This is a genomic window from Streptomyces sp. NBC_01261 (assembly GCF_036226385.1).
Classification (GTDB): Bacteria; Actinomycetota; Actinomycetes; order Streptomycetales; family Streptomycetaceae; genus Streptomyces.
In genome coordinates, this window is record NZ_CP108463.1 from 6,068,619 (window position 1) to 6,090,000 (window position 21,382).

Below are 21,382 nucleotides of genomic sequence, written 5' to 3' on the forward strand. Positions count from 1 at the left end.
CATCTTCCTGAAAGGGCCCAGCAGTGACCGAGAACAACCGGATCCTCATGGTCCAGCCGTACCGCCAGCTGGTGGAGAAGGCCGTGGCCGCCGGCTTCGAGGTCGTCTCGATCTGGGACCCGACGCTCCAGTCGGCGGACTATCTCCGTGAAGTGGCGCGCCACTCGCGTGAGTTGGTCCACGCCGACTTCACCGACGAGCCGGCCCTGCGCACCCTGATCCGCGAGACGGCCCTCGCCCACGACGTGGCGCACGTGCTGCATCTCGGCAAGGAGTCCACGATGCTCCCGGCCGCGCTGGAGGCCGACGCCCTGGGCCTGGCCCTCAACCCGCCCGCGGCGGTCCGCCGCCTCAACGACAAGGCGGCGATGCGCGCCCTCCTCGCCGAGCACGGCCTCTCCCCGATGCGCAGCGCGGTGACCGAGACCCCCGCCGAAGTCCCCGCACTGCTGGGGGACTTCGGCTACCCGGCGATCGTCAAGCCGACCCGCCTCCAGGGCAGCGCGGGCGTCCGCCTGGTCCGCACCCCCGACGAACTCCACTCCTGGCAACGGGAGTTGCGGACCTTCGCCTACGACGGTCCCGTGGTCGTGGAGGAGTTCCTCGACGGCCCCGAGTTCAGCGTCGAGACGCTCAGCGCGGCCGGCGTCCACCAGATCGTCGGCATCACCGCCAAGCAGGTCACGGACGGCCCGCTGTTCGTGGAGACCGGCCAGCTCTTCCCCGCCCCGCTGCCCGCCGAAGCGGCAGGGGAGATGGGCGAGTTGGTGACGGCACTGCTCGACGCGGCCGGACACCGCTTCGGCCCCGCCCACACCGAGATCATCCTGACCGCCGACGGACCGCGCATCGTCGAGTCGCAGGCCCGGCTCGGCGGCGACCGCATCCCGCACCTGATCCGCGTCGCCACCGGCTTCGACATCGAGGCGGCGATCTTCGAGGCGCTCGCGGGCCGCCCCTTCGCACCGGGAGCCGCCGACCGCTCGGCCGCGATCTCCTTCTTCCAACTGGAGCCGGGCCGCATCGAGAAGCTCGAAGGCGAGGACACCATAGGTGAGTTGGCGTACGTCCACGACATGCGCCTCCCCTATGGCCCCGGTGACGAACTCCCCGTCACCGTGCACTCCGGAAGCCGCCACGGGTTCGTCGTGGTCGAGGGAACCGACGCACAGGAGACGGAGGAACGGGCGAGTACGGCCAAGGAGTTGCTGCGGGTGACGTACACGTCGGCGCTCCTGAACGCCGTACGGACACAGCCCGCGCAGCCGATGGTCCCGGAACGCACCCTGCTCCTCCTCGGGCATCTCACCGAACCACTCCGCCTCGCCAAGTCCCTCGGCCTGAACGTGATCCTGATCCAGCACAAGGACAAGTTCGACCCGGAGCAGGCGCGGCTCGCCGACGTCACCTTCGTCGCCGACTTCACGGACTGGGCCGTGGTGGAACCGCTGGCCCGGGCCGCCCACCAGGTGTGGAACTTCGCCGCGGCACTCTCTCTGACCGAGCCGGGACTGGAGATCGCGGGCCGGATCAACGACCTGTTCGGCCTCGGCGGAACGAGCTACGAGACGGCCCGGCTCCTGCGGGACAAGCTCGCGATGCGCCGCCATCTCGCGCACGTGGCACCGGAGTTCGCGATCGGCGCCGGCCCGCTGACCGACCGGGAGAGCCTCGCCGCGTTCGGGCCGGCGCACGGCTACCCGTTCGTGGTGAAGCCGGTCGACCTGACCGCCGGATTCGGCATCTTCAAGGTGTCCGGACCCGAGGACGTCGACACGGTGTGGCAGCACATCGAGGCGCTGCGCACGGGCGGGGTCGACCGGGGCACCACGCTCTACCAGGTCGGCGGCTACCTCATGGAGGAGTACATCCCGGGCCCCGAGTTCAGCATCGAGTCCCTCAGTTTCGCCGGCCGGCACGTCGTCGTCGCGATCACCGAGAAGCTCGTCGACGAGACCCACTTCGCGGAACTGGGCCACGCGATGCCGGCCAGGCTGAGCGCGGACCAGGAACGGCGCATCGAGGAGGCCGTGGCAGCGTTCCTCGACGCGGTCGGCCTCAAGGACGGCCCCGCGCATACCGAGTTGAGGCTCTCCCCGCGCGGACCCCTCGTCATCGAGGGCCACAACCGCAACGGCGGCGGCCGCATCCAGACCCTCGTCCGGGCGGCCTACGACATCGACCTCGTCCGGTACACCCTCGCCTGGCCCTTCGGCCTGGCCGACCCGCTGCCCGCCCGCCCCGAGGCCCGCGCCGCCGGCTGCGTACGCGGCCTGCTCGGCCGCCCCGGCACGGTCGCCGAGGTCACCGGCGTCGAGGAACTCCGCGCCCACCCCGACGTCCTCGCCGTCGACATCGCCGCCCGCAAGGGCTCCGTACTCCGCGCCACCCGCGACAACTGGGACCGCCTCGGCCTGCTCGCCGTCACCGCCCCGACCACCGACAAGGCGGTCCTGCTCTGCGAGGAACTGGTCGCGACCGGGCTGACGGTCCGCATGGAAGGGGAGGACCGGGCATGACGGTCGTCGTACTGCACCGGCGGTCCCTGGGGGATCCGCCCTACGGGGAGTGGCTGGGCGGGGACGCGATCGTGGTGGACTCCTCCAGCACCGCCGCCGACTCCGCCTCCGCCACCGCCGAACTCGCCGTCCTGAGTCTCGCGTCGAACACGCACATCACCGCCCTGGTCGCCCTGCACCCCGACGACCAGATCCGCGCCGGTTCGCTCCGCGATCACCTGGGTCTCGCCGGGCAGACCCGGGACGAGGCGGTGGTCGGCGCCGACGCGATCCGCGCGGCCGAACTGCTCGGCGCCGCCGGTGTGCCCGTCGTACGGCGGGCGCCCGCCGCCACGATCCCCGACCTGTACCGGGCCGCCCACGCCTGGGGATATCCCCTACGGGTACGGCGGAGGCGCGGCCCCGAGCGGGCGGTCGTCGCCGACCTCGGGGACGAGACCGCGCTGCGTGCCTTCGCCCGGGGCGGACTCGCCGAGGGCGACACGGCCGCCACCGCGGGGCTCACCGTGGAACCCGCGACGAGCGGACCCGGGCACCACGGCCCGGGCAACCCCGCCACCGACGCGGCCCTCGCGGTGCTGCCCGCCGTAGCGGGGCATCCGCTCGAAGTCGCGGCCGTACGCGACGAGTTCGGCACCTGGCGCGTCGACTCCGTCCGCTACACGGGACGCACCACCGACGCACGCCGGCTCGTGTGCGCACAGGCACGACGGCTCGAAAGCGTGGAGGCGGTCTGAATGAGCGTGCTCGTCCTGCACCAGGTCGGATCGCTGCAAGCGGTCCCCTACGACACCTGGTTCGCCGACCACGACGGTGACGTCCTGCTGCTCGCCTCGCGCGAGAACCTCGACCGGGTGGGCGAGCAACTCCCCCTGGCGAGCGCCGGATACGCGCACACCGAGGCGGTCCACGGCTACGACACGAGCGGCCGTCTGGAGGAACGCGCCCTGGACCTCGCCCGCGAGCACGGCGTCACCCACGTCGTCGCTCCGCACGAACGGGACCTCGAACGGGCCGCCGTACTGAGGGAGATACTCGGACTGCCCGGCCAACGCACCCAAACCGTGCTGCCGTTCAGGGCCAAGTCCCTGATGAAGGAGCTGGCCGTGGCGGCCGGGGTGCGGGTGGCCGCGTACCGGGAGATGGAGACGGCGACCGACATCGTGGCGTTCGCCGACGCGCACGGCTTCCCCGTGGTCCTCAAGCCGCGCGACAGCGCGGGCTCGGTCGGCCTCCATATCCTGGGCACCCGCGAGGAGTTGGACACCTACCTCGCCGAGGACTTCGGCCTCTACGGCCCCGACCTGCCGAACCTCATCGCCGAGGAGTACGTCCCCGGCCCGCTCTGCCACATCGACGGCCTGGTGCTCGGCGGCCGGCTCGCGCTGGCCTGGCCCTCGCAGTACCAGTACGCCCTCGCCACGTACGCCACCGACACCGGTCCCCGCATCGACCTCACCCTCGACGTCGACGACCCGCTGTCCCACCGGCTGCTCGCGTTCACGGAGCGGCTGCTCGCGGCGCTGCCAGGACCGGAGAACTTCGCCTTCCACGCGGAGGTCTTCCACACGCCCGACGACGAGCTGGTGCTCTGCGAGATCGCCTGCCGCACGGGCGGTGCCGCGATCCGCGACATCGTGACGCTGCTGTTCGGCGCGGACCCCACGGAGAGCTGGCTGCGCGCCGAGGCCGGCCTGCCGGTGGCCGTCGGGCGACCGGCGTACGGTGATCGGCCGTTGCCGCGCACCATGACCGGCCAGTTGGTGCTGATGAAGCGCCCGGGTCGGGTGGGCGCCGTACCGGACGCCGTACCGCCGGAGTTCCCCTGGGTCGAGCGCTTCCGGGTCTTCGTCGAGCCCGGACAGACCATGACGGCGGCCCGGACCTCCTCCGACTTCCTGTGCACGGTGCTGGTCTCGGGCCCCGACCGCGCGGCCGTGGAGGAGCGGTTGCGGCAGGTCGAGACCTGGTTCCTGGAGCACCTCGTGCTCGAAGACGCCTGACCCACTCCTGACACCCTTGAGGACACCGTGCCCCAGCCCATCGCCGACAGCATCGCCGACCTGGTCGGCTCAACTCCCCTGATCAGGTTGCGTATTGACGAATGCGCCGACGACGTAAGGGTGTTGGCCAAGCTGGAGTCCGTGAACCCGCTGTCCAGCATCAAGGACCGGGCCGCCCTGTTCATGCTGCGGGCCGCGGAGGAACGCGGTGAACTACGCCCCGGCGGCACGGTCGTGGAAGCCACCTCGGGCAACACGGGCATCGCGCTGGCCGCCCTCGCCGCCGCCCGCGGCCACCGCTGTGTGATCGTGCTGCCCGACAGCGCGACCGCCGAGCGCGTCGCCCTGCTGGGGGCGCTCGGCGCCGAGGTCGTCCGCACCCCGCGCGAGACCGGCTACCAGGGCGCGATCGCCCGGGCCGAGGAGATCCACGCGGCCACGCCCGGTTCCTGGTTCACCCGCCAGCACGAGAACGAGGACAACGTCCGCGCGCACTACGAGACGACGGGCCCCGAGATCTGGGCGGACACCGGCGGCCGGGTCGACGTCCTGGTGTGCGGGGTCGGCACCGGAGGCACCCTGACCGGCATCGCCCGCTACCTCAAGGAGCGGAACCCGGCGGTGCACGTCGTGGCGGTGGAGCCGGAGAACTCCCCTGTGCTGTCCCGCGGTTCGGCCGGCCAGCACCGCATCCCCGGCCTCAACGGCGGCTTCGTCGCCGCCACCACCGATGTCTCGCTCATCGACGAGGTCGTCACCGTGACCGACACGGACGCCCTGCGCACGGCCCGTGAACTCGCGCGCGGCCAGGGCGTGTTCGTCGGCGTCTCGTCCGGCGCGGCCGTGCACGCCTGTACCCGGCTCGTCGCCAAGCCCGAGTACGCGGGCCGGACCGTCGTCACCGTGCTGCCCGACACCGGCGAGCGCTACCTGAGCCTGTGGCAGGACGACAGCACACCCAACACCCCCGACAGCAAGGAGCAGTGACATGCCGGTGATCACCGTCGACTGGTGGCAGGGCAACGACCGGGCCGCCCGCGCCGAACTCGTGGCCGAACTGACGGCCACCGCCTCACGCATCGCGGGCTGTCCCAAGGAGGCCGTGACCGTCCTCGTCCGGGACGTGGCGCACGACCACTGGGGCAGCGGCGGCACCCTCGCCGACGAACTCGTCGGACCGGACCGGTCGCCGGCCGGCACATGAGGTGCGGAGCCGACCGGCGGCTGCTCCTCGTCCAGCCCTGCCACACCTCCGTGGTCAGGGCCGTGGCCGCCGGGTTCCAGGTCTGGTCGGTGCAGGACCCGGCGCTGTGCGCACCGCACTGCCTCGCCGAGACCGAACGGCTCTCGCAGGCCCTGCTGTTGACCGACACCGGCGACCCGGCGACCCTCGCCGCCCTGCTGGGCAGGACCGCCCGCCGGCACGGCATCGCCCAGGCGCTCCACCTGGGCGACCGGCGCCGTAGGGCCGCCGCGTTCGCCGCCGCCGACGCGGCGGGACCGTCGACGACCAGCCCGCAGTCCGTGCGGCGGATCCGCGACCGCACCGCGATGCGCCGCCTGCTGAACGAGGACGGCCGTTCGGTGGTGCGGGCCCGGGAAGCTTGTTCGGTGGCGAAAGTCCCGGGTCTGGTACGGGCGTTGGGGCTGCCGCTGGTCGTCAAGCGGACCGACGCGACGGGCGGGCACCACGTCACCCGGATCGGCTGCCCCGGAGACCTGGCGGCCTGGACCGCCCGCCGGGAGGCGGACGCGGCGCCGGGACCCTACCTGGTGGAGGAGTATCTCGCCGGGCCCGTCTTCGGGGTGCACACCCTGACGGTCGACGGCGCCCACCACGTCCTCGCCCTCACGGCCCGGCATCCCGCGGGCGGACCCGTCACCGAGCTGTACCCGGCGCCGCTGGACACCCATGTGCGGTCCGAACTACGGGCGGCGGCACGGGCGTTGCTCGACCTCGCCGACTACCGCTCCGGGCCCGCGTACACCCGGCTGGTGCTCACCGAACGGGGCGCCCGCGTGGTCGCCGCCGAGGCGTCCTTCGTCTGCCGCGAACCGCAAGTCCCGCGCGTCGGCGGGGGGTTCGATCCCGATCTGTGGCTGTTCCGGGCCCTCGCACAGGAACAGCCGGTGACCAGTGGTACTCGCACGGTATCGCTTCGGGATCGCTCGGCTGCACCATGAGGGACGTCGAACGACATCACCACCACAGGGGGGAAGAGCGATGCGCAGGAAGACGGTCGGGCTCATAGGGATCGTGGCGGCGGTTCTGGTACTGGGCTGGGGGACGGCCACGGAGGTTCCGGCGAACAACGGGGGCCCCGACAGGGTGGCCGCGGCCCCGCTGAACAACGGCGGCCCGGACTTCGTCACCGGCTGACCGCACGCCTCCGGCACGACAGTGCCCCGCGCCCGTACGTCCGGGTGCGGGGCACAACCGTAGGCCCACCGTGGGTAGTTGAGGGTCAGCCGAGCCCGTCGGACATGGCGGGCATGTCCATCGACGCGAACAGCTCGTCCGCCTGTGTCCGGTGCAGGCGCGCCGACGCGCCGTCGCCGAGCGCGGCGGCGGCGTGCGCCATCCCGTCGTGGGCGCGGGCCAGTTCCACCCGGTACTCGATGGCACCGGCCCGCCGCGCGGCGCTCCGGTGCAGCTCCAGCGCCTGCGCGTGCGCGCCGCGCTGCCGGTGCATCCGGCCGACGATGTTCTCGACGTCACAGCACCGCAGCGCCGTACCGCGCTCCCGCACCAGGTCCAGGGCCTGCTCCGCGTACGCCGACGCGGCGCGCTGCCGGCCGAGACGCTGCTCGGCGTCGGCGGCGAGCGCGAGGGTGAGCGCGAGGTCCTCCGGGAACGAGGACTCGTCACCGGCGGACATCGCCTCGCCGAGGCACGCCCTGGCCCGCTCGGGCTCGCCGAGGCCGAGCAGGGCGATCGCCAGGTCGTTCAGGGCCGGGATCTGACTGACCGGCTCACCGTGCGCGCGGCGCAGTTCGACGGCCCGCTCGGCCGCTGCCGCCGCCTCCTCGTAGCGGCCGAGCCAGGCGCAGACGGTACTGAGGTTGCACAGGGCCATCTCCTTGCGCAGCGCGTTCTCGTGCAGCTCGATGCTGCGGACCAGGCTGTCCCGGCCCTCCTTCAGATGGCCGAGGCAGCTGTGCAGCAGCCCCAACTGGTCGAGACTGACGGCCTGCCCGTGCAGGTCGCCGGCCGACCGCGCGATCCGCAGCGCCTCCTCGGCCGAGGCGAGGCCGTCGCGGAACTTGCCGAGCTTCCAGTGCGAGGACGTCAGGTTGGACAGGCCGGCGCGCAGCGCGGAGGGGTCGCCGAGCCGGCGGGCGGAGGCCACCGCGAGGACGGCCACGTTCTCGTACTCGTCGAAGGAGCCGCGCAGGTTCAGATAGAACATGGCGTTGCGGGCGAGCTGGCCGGTCTGCACGTCCAGGCCCTGTTCATGGGCGACCGTCACCGCGGACAGCAGCGCCGAGTGCTCCTGGTCGAACCAGCCGCGCGCCTGCTCCGCCCCGTGCAGCGGCGGCAGTACGGCCACGTCCGCGGGCGCCGGCGTGGCATGCCGGGCCCGGCGCGGGAACAGCACCGCGCACGCCTGCTCGGAGGCCGCCACGTAGTAGTCGAGGACCCGCTCCAGCGCGGCGTGGTCCGTGGCCCGGGCGGCGTCCGTGCGCAGACTCTGCGCGAAGCTGCGCACCAGATCGTGCAGCGTGTACTGGCCGAGCGTGTGCTGCTGCACCAGATGCACGTCGAGGAGCCGCTCCAGGACGTCCTCGGCGGTCCGCCGGTCGGTGCCGAGCAGCGCGGCGCCCGAGTGGACGTCGACCTCCGTCCCCGGATGCAGCCCGAGCAGCCGGAAGGCCCGGCGGTGTTCCTCCTCCATCGCCTGGTACGACAGCTGGATCGTCGCCGCGACACTGCGCTCGCCAGAACTCAGCTCGCCCAGCCGCCGCGTCTCGTCGCACAGCCGGTCGACCAGGTACTGCACGGTCCAGCGCTGGCGGTTGCGCAGCCGGGCGCTCGCGATGCGCAGGGCCAGCGGCAGGTGACCGCACAGCTCGGCCAGTTCGGCGACCGCCTCCGGCTCGGCCGCCGCGCGCCGCTCGCCGAGGGTCTCCGCGAGCAGCGTCACGCTCTCCTCGGACGGCATCACCCCGAGCGAGATCCACTCGGCGCCGTCCAGGTCCATCAGCCGCGCCCGGCTGGTGACCAGCACCAGACAGCCGGGCGAGGCCGGGAGCAGCGGCCGGACCTGGGTGGAGTCACTGGCGTTGTCCAGCAGGAGCAGCACCCGCCGGCCCGCGAGGGTGGCCCGCCACAGCGCCGCCCGGCCGCCCTCGTCCTCGGGGACGCGCTGGTCGGGGACGCCGAGGGTGCGCAGCAGCGCGCCGAGCACGGCGGTCGGCTGCTGGGGCTCCTCGCCGGGCGAGTAGCCGCGCAGGTCGAAGCAGAGCCGCCCGTCCGGGTACTGCTCGGCGAGCTGGTGGGCGGCGCGCACCGCGAGGGAGGTCTTGCCGCTGCCGCCCATGCCATCGACGGCCACGATCCGGGTCCCGTCACAGGGCTCGGCGGCGTGCCGCAGCAGGGTGCGCAGCTCCTCCTCGCGGCCGGTGAAGTCCGAGAGGTCGTAGGGGAGCGTGGACAGCGACGGGGCGGTGACGGGGGCCCGCGGTCCTGCGGCGGCGGGCAACTGCGGCTCGGGGCCGGTCAGTTCGTCGCTGTCGCGCAGGATCGCCTCGTACAGCTTGGTCAGCCGGGGGCCCGGGTCGATGCCGAGCTCCGCGACGAGCAGGTCGCGCACCCGGCCGTACTCCTCCAGGGCCTCGGCGGCGCGGCCCGAGCGGTACAGGGCGAGCATCAGCTGGCCGCGCAGGGTCTCGCGCAGCGGGTGTTCGACGATCAACTCGCGTAGCTCGAACACGAGTTCGCCGCTCTCGCCCTGGTCGAGGCGGAGCTGGAAGAGCTGCTCGGCGGCGGCCAGCCGGCGCTCGTCGAGGGCGGTGGCCGCGGCGGCGAGGGTGGTCCCGCCGGAGCCCGCCAGGACCGGGCCGCGCCACAGCGTGAGCGCCCGGCGCAGCAGGTCGGCGGCCTGGGCGGCGGCGCCGGCGGCGAACTGCTCGCGGGCCTCGCCGGTGAGCCGGGTGAAGCGGCTGAGGTCGAGCTGCTCGTCGGCGACGGCGGCGCGATAGCCGGGCCCGTCCGTGACCAGCAGTCCGGCTCCGCCGGGTATCCGGCGGCGGAGGTCGGCGACGGCCTTGCGGATCTGGTGGACGGCCGTCGCGGGCGGCTCCTCGTTCCACGCGGCCTCGACGAGTCGCGTCACCGGCACGACCCGTCCGGGCTCCAGCAGCAGGGTGACGAGGACCCGTTCCTGGATCGGCCCGCCGAGCCGCAGCCGCTGCTGGTCGGCCCAGATCTCCAGCGCGCCCAGGATGTTGAAGTGCACAGCCTGCGGTGCTGCTCCGGTCAACGCGTCCCCTGCCCCCAAAAACGTGCCGAAGCCCAGGTAGGGGCTTCGGCTGCGCAGCCTAGGCCCATGTGAAGGCTTTGGCTGTATACGGACATTAACTGTTCACAGACAGTCGTTGTACCGATCCGGGAGGTGATGGGCAGCACACCCCAAACCACCCCATCCGCCCGCCCCGCGGCGAAACCCCGTGCCCCCGCCCCGCCCGCCCGGCGACAATGGTCCGGTGCGGTACAGAATCCTGGGCAGCACCCGGGCGGACGACGAACAGGGCACCGGCGTATCCCTCGGCGGTGCGCGCCTGCGCGCCCTGCTCGCGGCACTCGCCCTGCACCCGGGCCGGAACATCCCCTTCGGCACCCTGATCGACGAGGTGTGGGCAGACGACCCGCCCCAGGACGCCCCGGCCGCCCTCCAGGCCCTGGTCGGCCGTCTCCGCCGCACCCTCGGCAAGGACGCGATCGCCTCCGACCCCGGCGGCTACCGCCTCGCGGCGACCCGGGACGACGTCGACCTGTTCGTCTTCGAACACCTCACCCGCAGGGGTACGGCCGCCCTCGACCGCGGCGACGCGACCACCGCCGCCCGCGACCTCGCCGACGCGCTCGCCCTGTGGCGCGGCCCCGCGCTCGCCGACCTCCCGGACCGGTCCGCCGCCGCCCGCCCCGACGCGCTGCGCCAGGAGGCCACCCGCGCGCGGGCCGAGGCCGACCTGCTGCTCGGCCGCGCCGCCGACGTCGTACCGGAACTGCGGGAACTGACCACCGCGCATCCCTACGACGAACCCCTGCACGCCCTCCTGATCCGCGCGCTGCGCGCCTGTGGCCGAGGAGCCGACGCCCTCGCCGCGTACGAGGCGGCCCGGCGCGCCCTCGCCGAAGGGCTCGGCACCGACCCGGGTCCGGAACTCCGTGCGCTGCACGGGGACTTGCTCACGTCGACGGCGCCCGCGAGGACGCGGCCCCCGGCGCCGGGGCCTCCCGAGCGCAATGGCAACCTGCGTCCGCGTCTCACCTCTTTCGTGGGCCGGGAACCCGAGATCGCCGCCATCCGTTCCGATATGCACAGGGCCCGCCTGGTCACGCTCACCGGACCGGGCGGCTCCGGAAAGACCCGTCTCGCCGAGGAAGCCGCCGCCGGGCTCCCGCAGGCGTGGCTCGTCGAGCTGGCCCGGCTCGACCGGCCGGAGGCGGTGCCGGGCGCGGTGGTCAGCGCCCTCGGTCTGCGCGAGACCGCCCTGCTGACCACCGAGCTGATGACCACGCAGGACGACCCGGTCGCCCTGCTGGTGGAGTACTGCGCCTCGCGCGGCCGACTCCTGATCCTTGACAACTGCGAACATGTCATCGACGCCGTGGCCGACCTCGCCGAGACCCTCCTGACCCGCTGCCCGGGGCTCACGATCCTCGCCACCAGCCGCGAACCCCTCGGCGTCCCCGGCGAGTCCGTGCGCCCGGTCGAGCCCCTCGTCCCCGACCAGGCACACCGCCTCTTCACCGAGCGCGCCACCGCCGTCCGCCCCGACGCGCGGGCCGTGCTCCAGGACACGGAGGCCGTCGCGGAGATCTGCCGCCGCCTCGACGGCCTGCCCCTGGCCATCGAACTGGCCGCCGCCCGGCTCCGGTTGCTCACCCCGCGCCAGATCGCCGACCGCCTCGACGACCGCTTCCGCCTCCTCACCTCCGGCAGCCGTACGGTCCTGCCCCGCCAGCAGACCCTGAGGGCCGTCGTCGACTGGTCCTGGGACCTGCTCGACGAGGCGGAGCGGACGGTGCTGCGCGAGGTCTCCGTGTTCGCCGGCGGCTGGGACCTCGCGGCGGCCGAGGCCGTGTGCACCGGCCCCGCGGCCCACCTCATCGGCTCCCTGGTCGACAAGTCCCTGATCGTGGCCACCCCGGGGGACACGGACGGCGGCATGCGCTACCGCATGCTGGAGACCATCCACGAGTACGCCGTCGAGCGCGCCGCCGAGACCCCCGAGCCGCGCGCCGCCGCCGAGCGCAGGCACCGGGCGTGGGCCCGCGCCCTCGTCGAGGAGGCCGAGCCGCTCCTCCGCTCGGGCGACCAACTCCCGTGGATAGCCCGCCTGGAGACCGAGCTGGACAACATCCGGGCCGCCCTCGCCCGCTCCGTCGCCGCCCGCGACGAGGCGGAGGCGGGCGCCCTGGTCCTCGCCGTCGGCTGGTTCTGGTGGCTGCGCAACTACCGCACCGAGGGCGCGGAATGGGTGATCCGCGTCCTCGCCCTGACCGTGCCGGCCGGGTCCGCCCTGGACCCGTACGAGGCCTACGTCGCCGACCCGGAGGCGGACGTCCGGCACCCCCTGCACACCCGGCGGATGGACCTCCGGCTGCTGAACCTCTTCCTCAGGGCCGAGACCGAGCTCCTGGGCCGGACGGAGGACGGCCTGCGGGACGAGTGCATGTGGCAGTACATGCGGCTGGTCCAGGACCACTTCGCCGCCGGCGGCCCGCAGTCGGCCCGTATGCCGGGGCTCATCTGGCCGCTCACCGCCTACTTCCTCACCGAGTCGATGGACATCCGGCCCGCCATGGAGGCGGCGGTCGTCAACGTCCGTGCCCACGGCGGCGACTGGGAGAACGCCGTCCTGCTGATGTTCCGCACCCACCTCCTCGTCGACTCGCCGGGCGGCATGGCGGGCATCGACGAGGACCTGAAGACGCTGAAGGTGCTCTGCGGGCGCGTCGGCGACCGCTGGGTGCGCGCCCAGCTGGCCAGCGCGGTCGGCGAGGCCGCCATGGTCCGAGGCCGCTTCGAGGAGGCGCGGACGGAGTACGAGGAGGCACTGGCGCTCGCCTACGAGGTCGGCGCCAACACCGAGACCCCGTTCCTCATCGCCCGCCTCGCCGAACTCGCCTTCCGCGCGGGAGACCGCGACAGCGCGCTGGCGGGCCTGGACCGGGCGACCGCGGAGTCCGACCGGCACGGCGTGTCGGACGCCCGCACCTTCGTCCTGATGCTGCGCGCGCACATCGCCCTGGAGGACGGAGACGTCGCCCGCGCGCGGGAGTTGAGCGACCTGGCCACGACGGAGAGCCGGAAGGGCACACCCCCACCGCAGTTCAAGGCCGGCCTGAGCGCGGTCGCCGCCCTGGTCACCGCCGCCGAGTCCGGCCCGGAGCGCGGCCTTGAGCTGATGACCGCCACCCTGCGCGAGGCCGTCGACCAGAACTGCGCCGACGCGCTGATCGCGATGCTGGTCGACCAGACGGCCCTGCTCTCCGCCGACCTCGGCGAACTCCCGCGCGCGGTACGGCTGTTGGCCGCGGGCGACCACTGGCGCGGCGGCCACCCGCGTCCCATGCCGGAGCGCGCCCGCGTCGAGCACACCGAGGCCGTCGCCCGCACCGACCTGGGCGCCGAGCGCTACGCCGCCGAACGCGCCCGCGGCGAGCCCCTCACCCTGGACGAGATCCTGGCGGAGCTGCCCGCCCCGGCGTGACCTCCTACCGGCAGGTGAACTTGGAGGCCGCCCAGTCCGCCAGCGCCAGGTTGTCGAAGGAGCTGTGCGGTTCGACCACCAGCCGCACGGTCTTGCGCCCGGCGATGTTCACATGGACGGGCACGGCCGGGTCCCCGCCGTCGATCTCCCCGGACTGCCACAGCCGGACCCCGTCGGCGTACACCGCGAAGTACACCTTGCCGATCCCCAGCATCATGTCGTCGACGCCGACCGTCGCGTCGTAGGAGACGCACGGGCGGTTGAGGTCGATCGTGACGGAGGAGCGGCCGTGCACGGTCGCGCCGTGGGCGTACCGCGTGCCGCCGATCGAGACGCCGTAGCGCTGCCACACCCAGCTGCTCTCGCCGAGCTGGATCTCCGGCGCGGTGCCGTCGCCGTTGACGTTGTACGAGAGCTCGCTGACCTGGAAGATCGTCGGCGCGGGTGGGGGTGTCGGGGTCGGCGTGGGGGTGGGCGTCGGGGTGGGTCTGGGGGTCGGCCTCGGGGTCGGGGTGGACTTGGGCGTCGGTGTGGGCTTCGCCCGGGGTGCGGGCTTGGGTGTCGGGGTCGGAGTGGGTGTCGGCTCGGGCTTCAACACCGCCGGTTCCGGGGCCGGTTGCTTCTTCGGGGGGGTCGGGGGAGTCGACTCGGGCTTGGCGATCGGGGAGGACGAGGGCGCCGGTTTCGCCTCGGGCTTCTTCGCGGGGGTGTGGGTGCTGCCGGCCAGCGCGAGGGCGATCGCCGCCGCTGCCGCCGTGGCGACCACACCGGCCGCGATACCCGCCTTCACCGGGGCGCCCAGGCCCTCGGAGGCAGCCGCGCCCCCGGCACCCGCACCGCCGGACGAACTCCCGCCCGCGGCGGCTGCGGCGCCCGCGGCACCGGCAGCGCCCGCTCCCGCGCCGCCCGCGATGAGCGCGACCGCCTTCGCGTACCCGGCGACGCCGAACCAGCCGATGACCGCGACCGGGACGACCGCCGGGATACCGCTGGCGACCTCCTCGATCTGCAGCGCGGCCAGCCGGCACTTGGCGCACTCCTCCAGGTGCTTGCGCAGCCCCCGTTCGGCACGTGTGCGCAGTCGGCGGCGGGCGTAGGTGCCGAGCTGGTCGGCGTAGCGCGCGCACTCCTCGTCGTCGGTGAGGGCCGTGCTGACATGGGCCTGGAGATAGGCCTGCTTGAGCCCCTCGCGGGCCCGACTGGCCAGCACGCGCGTGCCGTTGGCGTCCAGCCCGAAGAGCGTGGCGACCTCGCTCGGCGACTCGTCCTCGACCTCGGTGTGCCACAGCACGGCCTGCCACCGCTCGGGCAGCGACCGGAAGGCCTGCATAGCCATCGACTGCTCGGCCACGTGCATGGCCCGGACGTCGGCGCCGAGATCGATGGTGTCGTCGTCGGACACCTCCGACACCCGCGCGGACTGCGCGGCGAACACCGCGAAGTCGTCGACGAGTTGCTCCCGCTTCGCCGACTTCGTCCAGTTCGCGGCGACGCGCCGGACGGAGGTCAGCAGATAGGCGCGTACGGCGTGCTCGGGCCCCGAACCGCCGCGCACCGCCTGCAACATGCGGGCGAAGACCTCGGCGGTGAGATCGTCGGCGGTGTGCCCGTCCCGGCAACAGGTCCGGGCATACCGGCGCACGGCGTCCGCGTGGCGCCGGTACAGCTCCTCGTACGCCGTGTCGTCACCGGCGCGCATCCGCTCGATCAGCGAGGCGTCGGCCGCCGGCATCTCCCGCGGCGGCAGCGGCGGCGGCAGCACACTGCCCTCGCGCTGTGGCGGGACGCTGCCCTCGGCGGGTTCGAAACCCGGGGGGACAGCACCCTGGGGGACACCACTGGGCCCGCCCTGACTCGGCACCTGTGGTGAGGTCAGCCCACCGGCCTCCGGGGCACCGTCACCCAGTGACTCGTCACGCCCGTCAACGCTCATCGCGGAAAGCCCCCGCCGCCTGCCAAGCCAGTCCAACCAGTCCCGAACACCGGCTCAGCGTAGCCATATTGGCTTTTGTTCAGGACCCGGTCGTACGGATCATCCACTCATCCGTGGGGACTTGCCGTACCGCAGTACTAGCGTTCACCCCTCCGGGGAAGGATCAACTGTCGCGCCCGGAAAGGGAGTTGACGAAGGTGACTGAAATGCCCGGAACGCTCCTGGGCATCACGAGGGGCGCGGGCACCAGGGCACCCCCGCTCCACAGTCACCTATTCGAGTCACCCTGCCAACGCGGGCGGGCAAATTCAGCCCGTCCGGCGTTTGAGGACGAGGCCCCTTCAGGGCCGATGGGGGTCTGGGGGCGCAGCCCCCAGAAGACGCCCGCACCAACGCGGGCCCACCCTCACAACGGCCGCGACCGCAACCCCTCCAGCAGAATGTCCAGCAACCGCGCAGACGCCGCCGCCTGCTGCGCGGCATCCGGCAACGAGGGCGCCGCCGTGGCAATCACCAGCAGCACGTCCGACACCGAAACGTCCGCCCGCAACTGCCCCGCAGCCCGCGCCCGATCCACCAGCTGCCCCACGACCTCCAGCAGCGCGGTCGCCCCGGCGTCGTACTCCGCGGAACCCACAGATCCCGCCGACTCCTCCGGAACCAGCCGCAGTTCACCCGCACCCGGCTGCGTCCGCTGCTGCGGCACCCGCGCCTCGTCGAGGAGGTCGGCATCCTCACCCTCGTCGGCGACGCCGACCCGCAGCACCTGCGGCGGCAGCAGCCGCCCGGCACCCGAGGCCACCGAGGTCCGCAGGAAGCGCGACAGCGCCGACCACGGCTCGTCCTCCTGGCCGAGCGCCGAACGCGCCTGGTCGGTCAGCCGGGAGGTCTCCTCCTCGGCTATCCGCCGCACCAGGACGTCCTTGCTCGGGAAGCGCCGGTACACCGTGCCGACACCGACCCGCGCGCGTCGCGCCACGTCCTCCATCGGCGCGCCGTAGCCCAGCTCGCCGAAGACCTCACGTGCCGCCCGCAGCACGTGCTCCAGATTGCGCTGTGCGTCCACCCGCAACGGCGTCGTCCGCGAGGAGTCCCCGCGTCCGTTCGCCGCCGCTCCGACCGCGCCGCCGGATGCGACGGCTGACGCGGATGTCCAATGAGAATCCTGAATATGCATACACGTTCCCCCGGTTAATGACGTCTCCCCCCGGAGACTCCCCGCCATCGGCAGCCGGAGCATCGTGAGACAAGCCCGGTTCGCGAGCCCCGCTCTTCGCGGACTCGCTGAGCACATCCCCCTTCACCCCGTCGACACACGAACATAGTTGAGAGGGGGTCAATTCAGAAGGGGCAGGTTCCGCACGGAGCGCCCCCCGATCGGAGTACGGGTCGCATACGCCCCTATTGCACCCCGGGGCACCACCCCGAGCACCCTCGCTGACCTGCGAACCTGCCCTCAACGACGGCACTTTTGGCGCCCTCGCGCACCCTCCGCCGCCGGTCACACAATTTGTCGAGGCTGTGGACAAACTCCAGCGCCGGGTGCGTCATGGGATGGTGAAGGAACGCGCGCGCATTCTCGTTGTCGGTGGCGGCTACGTCGGGATGTACACAGCCCTGCGCCTTCAGAAGAAGTTGAAACGTGAAATCAAGCGCGGGCAGGTCGAGATCACCGTCGTCAGTCCCGACCCTTACATGACGTATCAGCCGTTTCTCCCCGAGGCCGCCGCCGGTTCGATCTCCCCCCGCCACGTCGTCGTCCCGCTGCGCCGCGTCCTCGGCCAGTGCCGGGTCGTCATCGGCGAGGCCACCGCCATCGACCACGGCAAGCGCACCGCGACCCTCAGCACCCTCGCCACCGAGGAAGAGGGCACGGGCACCGAGGAGTTGGCGTACGACGAACTCGTGCTGGCCCCCGGCTCGATCTCGCGCACCCTCCCGATCCCCGGCCTCGCCGAGCACGGCGTCGGTTTCAAGACCGTCGAGGAGGCCATCGGCCTGCGCAACCACGTCATCGAGCAGATGGACATCGCCTCCTCCACCCGCGACCTCGCGATCCGCGACGCGGCGCTGACCTTCGTCTTCGTAGGAGGCGGTTACGCCGGCGTCGAGGCGCTCGGCGAACTGGAGGACATGGCCCGCTACGCCGTGCGCTACTACCACAACGTCGACGCCGACGACCTGAAATGGATCCTCGTAGAAGCCTCGAACCGCATCCTCCCGGAGGTCGGCGAGGAGATGGGCACCTACACGATCACCCAGCTGCGCCGACGCAACATCCAGGTCCTCCTGGGGACCCGCCTCGAATCCTGCGTCGACCGCGTCGCCGTCCTCAGCGACGGCCAGCGCTTCCCGACCCGCACGCTCGTGTGGACGGCCGGCGTGAAACCCCACCCCGTCCTCGCCGCCACCGACCTCCCGCTCACCACTCACGGCCGCCTCAAGTGCACCGCCCAGCTGACGGTCGAGGGCGCCGCGCACGCGTGGGCAGCGGGAGACGCGGCGGCCGTCCCCGACGTCACCGCCGCCGAACCCGGCAGCACCACCGCCCCAAACGCCCAACACGCCGTACGCCAGGCCAGGATCCTCGGCGACAACATCGCGCACTCCCTGCGCGACGAGCCACTGGAGACGTACGCCCACAAGTACGTCGGCTCGGTCGCCTCCCTGGGACTGCACAAAGGCGTCGCGCAGGTCTACGGACGGAAGCTGAAGGGCTACCCTGCCTGGTTCATGCACCGCGTCTACCACCTGAGCAGGGTGCCCACCTTCAACCGCAAGGCCCGTGTGCTCGCCGAATGGACCCTGGCGGGGCTCTTCAAACGGGAGATCGTCTCCCTCGGATCACTCGAACACCCCCGAGCGGAGTTCGAACTCGCGGCCGGTGGACAGCCTCCGCACGACCCGAAGGGGTCGAACTGACCGGACCGAGGAACTCCACCGGCCGCCGAGGCGTCTGACGAATGTCGGCCCGGTCGGTCACACTGCCAGACTGGTCCACGACTTCGGGCGGGCCCGCGCCCGCCCTTCCCACCCAAGAGGCTTTCCCCACTGTGCTGCATCCCCCGGGGGGCCGACCCCCGGACCCCCGGCAGGGTCCGGAGCGGGCCGACAACACCTACACGAGGCAAGGATTCGTGAACTTCACGCGCTGGAGCGCCCGGCTCCCCGGAACGCAGCGCCGCGCCGCAGCGCGGACCGACCACACGGTCACCCCGGACCGGCGGGGAGAAGGCTCCGTGCCCGCGGCCCGCGCCGAGCAGCTCACCGACGAGCCGCCGCAGGTCCCCGCCGTCGAGGACCTGCCCGTCCGCGAGGTCCTCGACCGCGTCCCGGCCCTCGTCGCCCTGGTGCACGGCCCCGACCAGCGCATCGCGTACGTCAACGACGCCTACGTGGCGGCCTTCGGCACCCGCCCCCTGGGCGCACCGGCCCGCGAGGCCCTCCCCGAGTTCGACGAACTCGGCCTGCTCCCGCTCCTGGACCAGGTCCTGCGCAGCGGCAAGCCCCGCACCCTCAAGTCCCGCAAGGCGCCCGGCGGCCGCTCGTACACGTTCACGTGCACCCCGGTCGCCGAGAGCGCCGACAGCGCCGAGGGCGGCGTCCTGATCTTCGCCACCGACGTCACCGACCACGCCGAGGCCGCCGAACGCCTCCGCGCCAGCGAACGCCGCCAGCGCGAGACAGCTGTGACCCTCCAGCGCTCCCTGCTCCCCCAGGAGCTGGAGGAGCCCGACGACCTGCGCATCGCCGCCACCTACCAGCCCGGCGGCACCGAGGCCGCGGTCGGCGGCGACTGGTACGACGTGATCACCCTCGGCGGCGGCCGCACCGCCCTGGTCATCGGCGACGTCATGGGCCGAGGTGTCCGGGCGGCGGCGGTCATGGGCCAACTCCGCACGGCGGTACGGGCGTACGCCCGCCTCGACCTGCCCCCGCACGAGGTCCTCCAGCTCCTGGACGGCCTCGCCACGGAGATCGACGCGAACCAGATCGCCACCTGCGTGTACGCCATCTTCGACCCGAACGAGGGCCGCCTGGTCTACGCGTCCGCCGGCCACCTCCCGATCCTCGTCCGCGACGAGACGGGAGCCGTCCAGCGCGCCGACGAACCCACCGGCCCCCCGCTCGGCACCGGCGGCTGGATCCACTCCTCGGGCTCGATCCCCCTCAGCCCCGGTTCTACGGCGGTCCTCTACACGGACGGCCTGGTGGAACGCCGGGACGAGGACCTCGACGAGGGAATCGCCTCCCTGGAGCGCGCCCTGGCCGGCGCCACCGGCACCCCCCAGGTCGTCTGCGACCGCCTGGTCCGCTCCCTCGGCGTCACCGCTGACCACGACGACGACGTCGCCGTCCTGGTCCTCCAGCACCCGGCCCGTACCGGCCCGGCCGGCGACCTCTTCCGCAACGCGGCCCTGGAGCTGCTCGGTGGAGTGGAAGCGGCCCCACGCGCGCGTGCGTTCGCCTCCGGAGTGCTCACCAGCTGGCGCTTCCCCACCGAACTGCACGACCTGGGCGTCCTGGCGGCAAGCGAGCTGGTCGCCAACAGCCTCCAGCACGGCACACCGCCCATGCGCCTACGCCTCCGCCGCACCGACCGCCGTCTCATCGTCGAGGTCACGGACGGCGACGACCACCTGCCCCGCCGCCGCCGCGCGGAACCGGCCGACGAGTCGGGCAGAGGCATCGCGATCGTGGCGACCATCGCCTCGAACTGGGGCTCCCGCCGCACCCCGGGCGGAGGCAAGGCCGTCTGGTGCGAGTTCGTACTCCCCAAGACACCCCCGGCCTGACCTACGCCTCGACCCCTACGGGCTCCACACTCCCGCGAGCGACGACCAGACTCCCCTTCGCCCGCCAAGGCTGATCCTGCGCAGCGGTCAACTGCCGCCCCAGCTTCACCGCGAGCAGACTGATCCCCAGCGAGAACAGGAAGAACGTCACGACATACGGCCCCGGCAGCGAAGCCCCCAACGGCCCGCCCACCGCGGGCCCGACAGCCAACGCGAGCTGCTTGACGAGGGCGAAGGCCGAGTTGTACTGCCCGGCCATCCCCTCGGGCGCCAGATCGGCCACCAGCGGAGCGACGGTCGGCGACAACATCGCCTCCCCCAGCCCGAACAGCGCGTACGTCGACACGAAGGCCGCCGTAGCCATCTCCTGACTCCCGTGCCCAAGTCCCGCGAACCCGGCCGTGACCCAAGCCAGCGCCCAGATCATCCCTACGGCCGCGATCACCCGCGAGCGCCGACGCCGCTCGACGAACTTCAGCACCGCGAACTGCGCGACGACGATCATCGCGGTGTTGGCGGCCAGCGCCGTACCGAGCGCGGACGTCGAGATACCGGCGGCCTCGACCCCGTACGCACTCAACCCGGACTCGAACTGCCCGTAGCAGGCGAAGAACAGCACGAAACCGAGCACGCTCAGCTGCACCATGGCCCGGTTGCCGAGCAACTGCTTCCAGGCGCCCTTGGCCGACTGCGAAGGAGCGTCACCGATGGCAGGCGCGTGCGGCATCCGCACGGTCGCGATCACACCGGCGAGCACCAGGAACATCGCCGACTCGATCCCGAAGAGCAGCGTGAACGAGGACGCGCTGGTCGTGTCGACCAGATGACCGCCGATGAGCCCGCCGACACCGAGTCCGAGGTTCTGCAGAAAGAACTGCATGGCAAAGGCACGCGAGCGCGTCTCGGCCGTAGAGCAGTCCACGATCATCGTGGCGAGCGCCGGCTGCATCACGGCCTGCCCGGCCCCGAGCGCCGCCGCCGACACCAGCACGGCCGTCGCACTGCCCGCCAGCCCCAGGCTCATCGACCCCAGGGCGGCCAGAACCAGGGCGACGATGAGAACCGGTCGGGGACCGCGCCGGACGATGGCCCGCCCGGCGAACGGCAGCACGATCAACGCGGCCACGGCGAAGACGGCGAGTACGAGACCCGCCGTCATGGCCCCCAGTCCCCGCACCTGCGCCACAT

Annotated in this window: 14 protein-coding genes (1 of these 14 running past the window's edge); 10 read left to right on the plus strand and 4 right to left on the minus strand. The window is 72.8% G+C overall.

Annotated features, from left to right (window positions below; genetic code table 11):
• Positions 1 to 23 precede the first annotated feature (23 nt).
• From OG226_RS26885 to OG226_RS26915, 7 genes are read left to right on the plus strand one after another with little or no spacing between them, the layout of a single operon-like run.
• Positions 24 to 2,519: an ATP-grasp domain-containing protein gene (locus OG226_RS26885; protein WP_329350259.1), complete on the plus strand. Its 2,496-nt coding sequence runs from the start codon at positions 24 to 26 to the stop codon at positions 2,517 to 2,519.
• Entirely contained in the window at positions 2,516 to 3,256 is a 741-nt protein-coding gene (locus OG226_RS26890) for a hypothetical protein (RefSeq protein ID WP_329350260.1), read from the plus strand. Before OG226_RS26885 ends, OG226_RS26890 begins: the two co-directional genes overlap by 4 nt.
• On the plus strand, positions 3,257 to 4,522 hold the full coding sequence (locus tag OG226_RS26895; RefSeq protein ID WP_329350261.1) for a hypothetical protein: 1,266 nt from the start codon (positions 3,257 to 3,259) through the stop codon (positions 4,520 to 4,522).
• Positions 4,523 to 4,549: 27 nt separating this feature from the next.
• Positions 4,550 to 5,509, plus strand: coding sequence for a cysteine synthase A (gene cysK, locus OG226_RS26900; RefSeq protein ID WP_328681933.1), 960 nt, complete (start codon positions 4,550 to 4,552; stop codon positions 5,507 to 5,509).
• A 1-nt stretch (position 5,510) separates the two neighbouring features.
• Positions 5,511 to 5,726: a tautomerase family protein gene (locus OG226_RS26905; protein WP_328681935.1), complete on the plus strand. Its 216-nt coding sequence runs from the start codon at positions 5,511 to 5,513 to the stop codon at positions 5,724 to 5,726.
• On the plus strand, positions 5,723 to 6,706 hold the full coding sequence (locus OG226_RS26910) for an ATP-grasp domain-containing protein (RefSeq protein ID WP_329350262.1): 984 nt from the start codon (positions 5,723 to 5,725) through the stop codon (positions 6,704 to 6,706). The genes OG226_RS26905 and OG226_RS26910 overlap by 4 nt, the downstream gene beginning before the upstream one ends.
• A gap of 40 nt (positions 6,707 to 6,746) precedes the next feature.
• Complete coding sequence (locus OG226_RS26915) at positions 6,747 to 6,902, plus strand: hypothetical protein (RefSeq protein ID WP_328681940.1); 156 nt, start codon at positions 6,747 to 6,749, stop codon at positions 6,900 to 6,902.
• A gap of 85 nt (positions 6,903 to 6,987) precedes the next feature.
• On the opposite strand, the gene OG226_RS26920 is transcribed toward OG226_RS26915, so the two are convergent.
• The gene (locus tag OG226_RS26920) at positions 6,988 to 10,005 is read right to left on the minus strand and encodes an AfsR/SARP family transcriptional regulator (protein WP_328681942.1); all 3,018 of its coding nucleotides are present in this window, start codon (positions 10,003 to 10,005) and stop codon (positions 6,988 to 6,990) included.
• A gap of 223 nt (positions 10,006 to 10,228) precedes the next feature.
• On the opposite strand from OG226_RS26920, the gene OG226_RS26925 reads away from it, so the two are divergent.
• Complete coding sequence (locus OG226_RS26925; protein WP_329350263.1) at positions 10,229 to 13,465, plus strand: BTAD domain-containing putative transcriptional regulator; 3,237 nt, start codon at positions 10,229 to 10,231, stop codon at positions 13,463 to 13,465.
• Positions 13,466 to 13,469: 4 nt separating this feature from the next.
• Here OG226_RS26925 and OG226_RS26930 read toward each other — a convergent pair whose 3' ends face one another.
• Together OG226_RS26930 and OG226_RS26935 are read right to left on the minus strand one after the other, a co-directional pair.
• Complete coding sequence (locus OG226_RS26930; RefSeq protein WP_329350264.1) at positions 13,470 to 15,398, minus strand: sigma-70 family RNA polymerase sigma factor; 1,929 nt, start codon at positions 15,396 to 15,398, stop codon at positions 13,470 to 13,472.
• Positions 15,399 to 15,804: 406 nt separating this feature from the next.
• Positions 15,805 to 16,575: a TetR/AcrR family transcriptional regulator gene (locus OG226_RS26935; protein ID WP_328681949.1), complete on the minus strand. Its 771-nt coding sequence runs from the start codon at positions 16,573 to 16,575 to the stop codon at positions 15,805 to 15,807.
• A 377-nt stretch (positions 16,576 to 16,952) separates the two neighbouring features.
• On the opposite strand from OG226_RS26935, the gene OG226_RS26940 reads away from it, so the two are divergent.
• Together OG226_RS26940 and OG226_RS26945 are read left to right on the plus strand one after the other, a co-directional pair.
• On the plus strand, positions 16,953 to 18,320 hold the full coding sequence (locus tag OG226_RS26940) for an NAD(P)/FAD-dependent oxidoreductase (protein WP_329350265.1): 1,368 nt from the start codon (positions 16,953 to 16,955) through the stop codon (positions 18,318 to 18,320).
• A 215-nt stretch (positions 18,321 to 18,535) separates the two neighbouring features.
• On the plus strand, positions 18,536 to 20,194 hold the full coding sequence (locus tag OG226_RS26945) for an ATP-binding SpoIIE family protein phosphatase (protein WP_328681952.1): 1,659 nt from the start codon (positions 18,536 to 18,538) through the stop codon (positions 20,192 to 20,194).
• Between the two features lies 1 nt (position 20,195).
• Here OG226_RS26945 and OG226_RS26950 read toward each other — a convergent pair whose 3' ends face one another.
• A protein-coding gene (locus OG226_RS26950) for an MFS transporter (protein ID WP_328681954.1) crosses the window boundary here: on the minus strand, positions 20,196 to 21,382 show its 3' portion. Its footprint extends 127 nt past the window's final position; 1,187 of the gene's 1,314 nt are visible here — the last part of the coding sequence; its start codon lies off the right edge, out of view; the stop codon is at positions 20,196 to 20,198.

Coding starts and splice junctions, on each gene's coding strand:
- OG226_RS26895 (WP_329350261.1), top strand. CDS start 3,257: ATGAGCGTGCTCGTCCTGCACCAGGTCGGATCGCTGCAAGCGGTCCCC.
- OG226_RS26905 (WP_328681935.1), top strand. CDS start 5,511: ATGCCGGTGATCACCGTCGACTGGTGGCAGGGCAACGACCGGGCCGCC.
- OG226_RS26915 (WP_328681940.1), top strand. CDS start 6,747: ATGCGCAGGAAGACGGTCGGGCTCATAGGGATCGTGGCGGCGGTTCTG.
- OG226_RS26890 (WP_329350260.1), top strand. CDS start 2,516: ATGACGGTCGTCGTACTGCACCGGCGGTCCCTGGGGGATCCGCCCTAC.
- OG226_RS26935 (WP_328681949.1), bottom strand. CDS start 16,575: ATGCATATTCAGGATTCTCATTGGACATCCGCGTCAGCCGTCGCATCC.
- OG226_RS26930 (WP_329350264.1), bottom strand. CDS start 15,398: ATGAGCGTTGACGGGCGTGACGAGTCACTGGGTGACGGTGCCCCGGAG.
- OG226_RS26940 (WP_329350265.1), top strand. CDS start 16,953: ATGGTGAAGGAACGCGCGCGCATTCTCGTTGTCGGTGGCGGCTACGTC.
- OG226_RS26910 (WP_329350262.1), top strand. CDS start 5,723: ATGAGGTGCGGAGCCGACCGGCGGCTGCTCCTCGTCCAGCCCTGCCAC.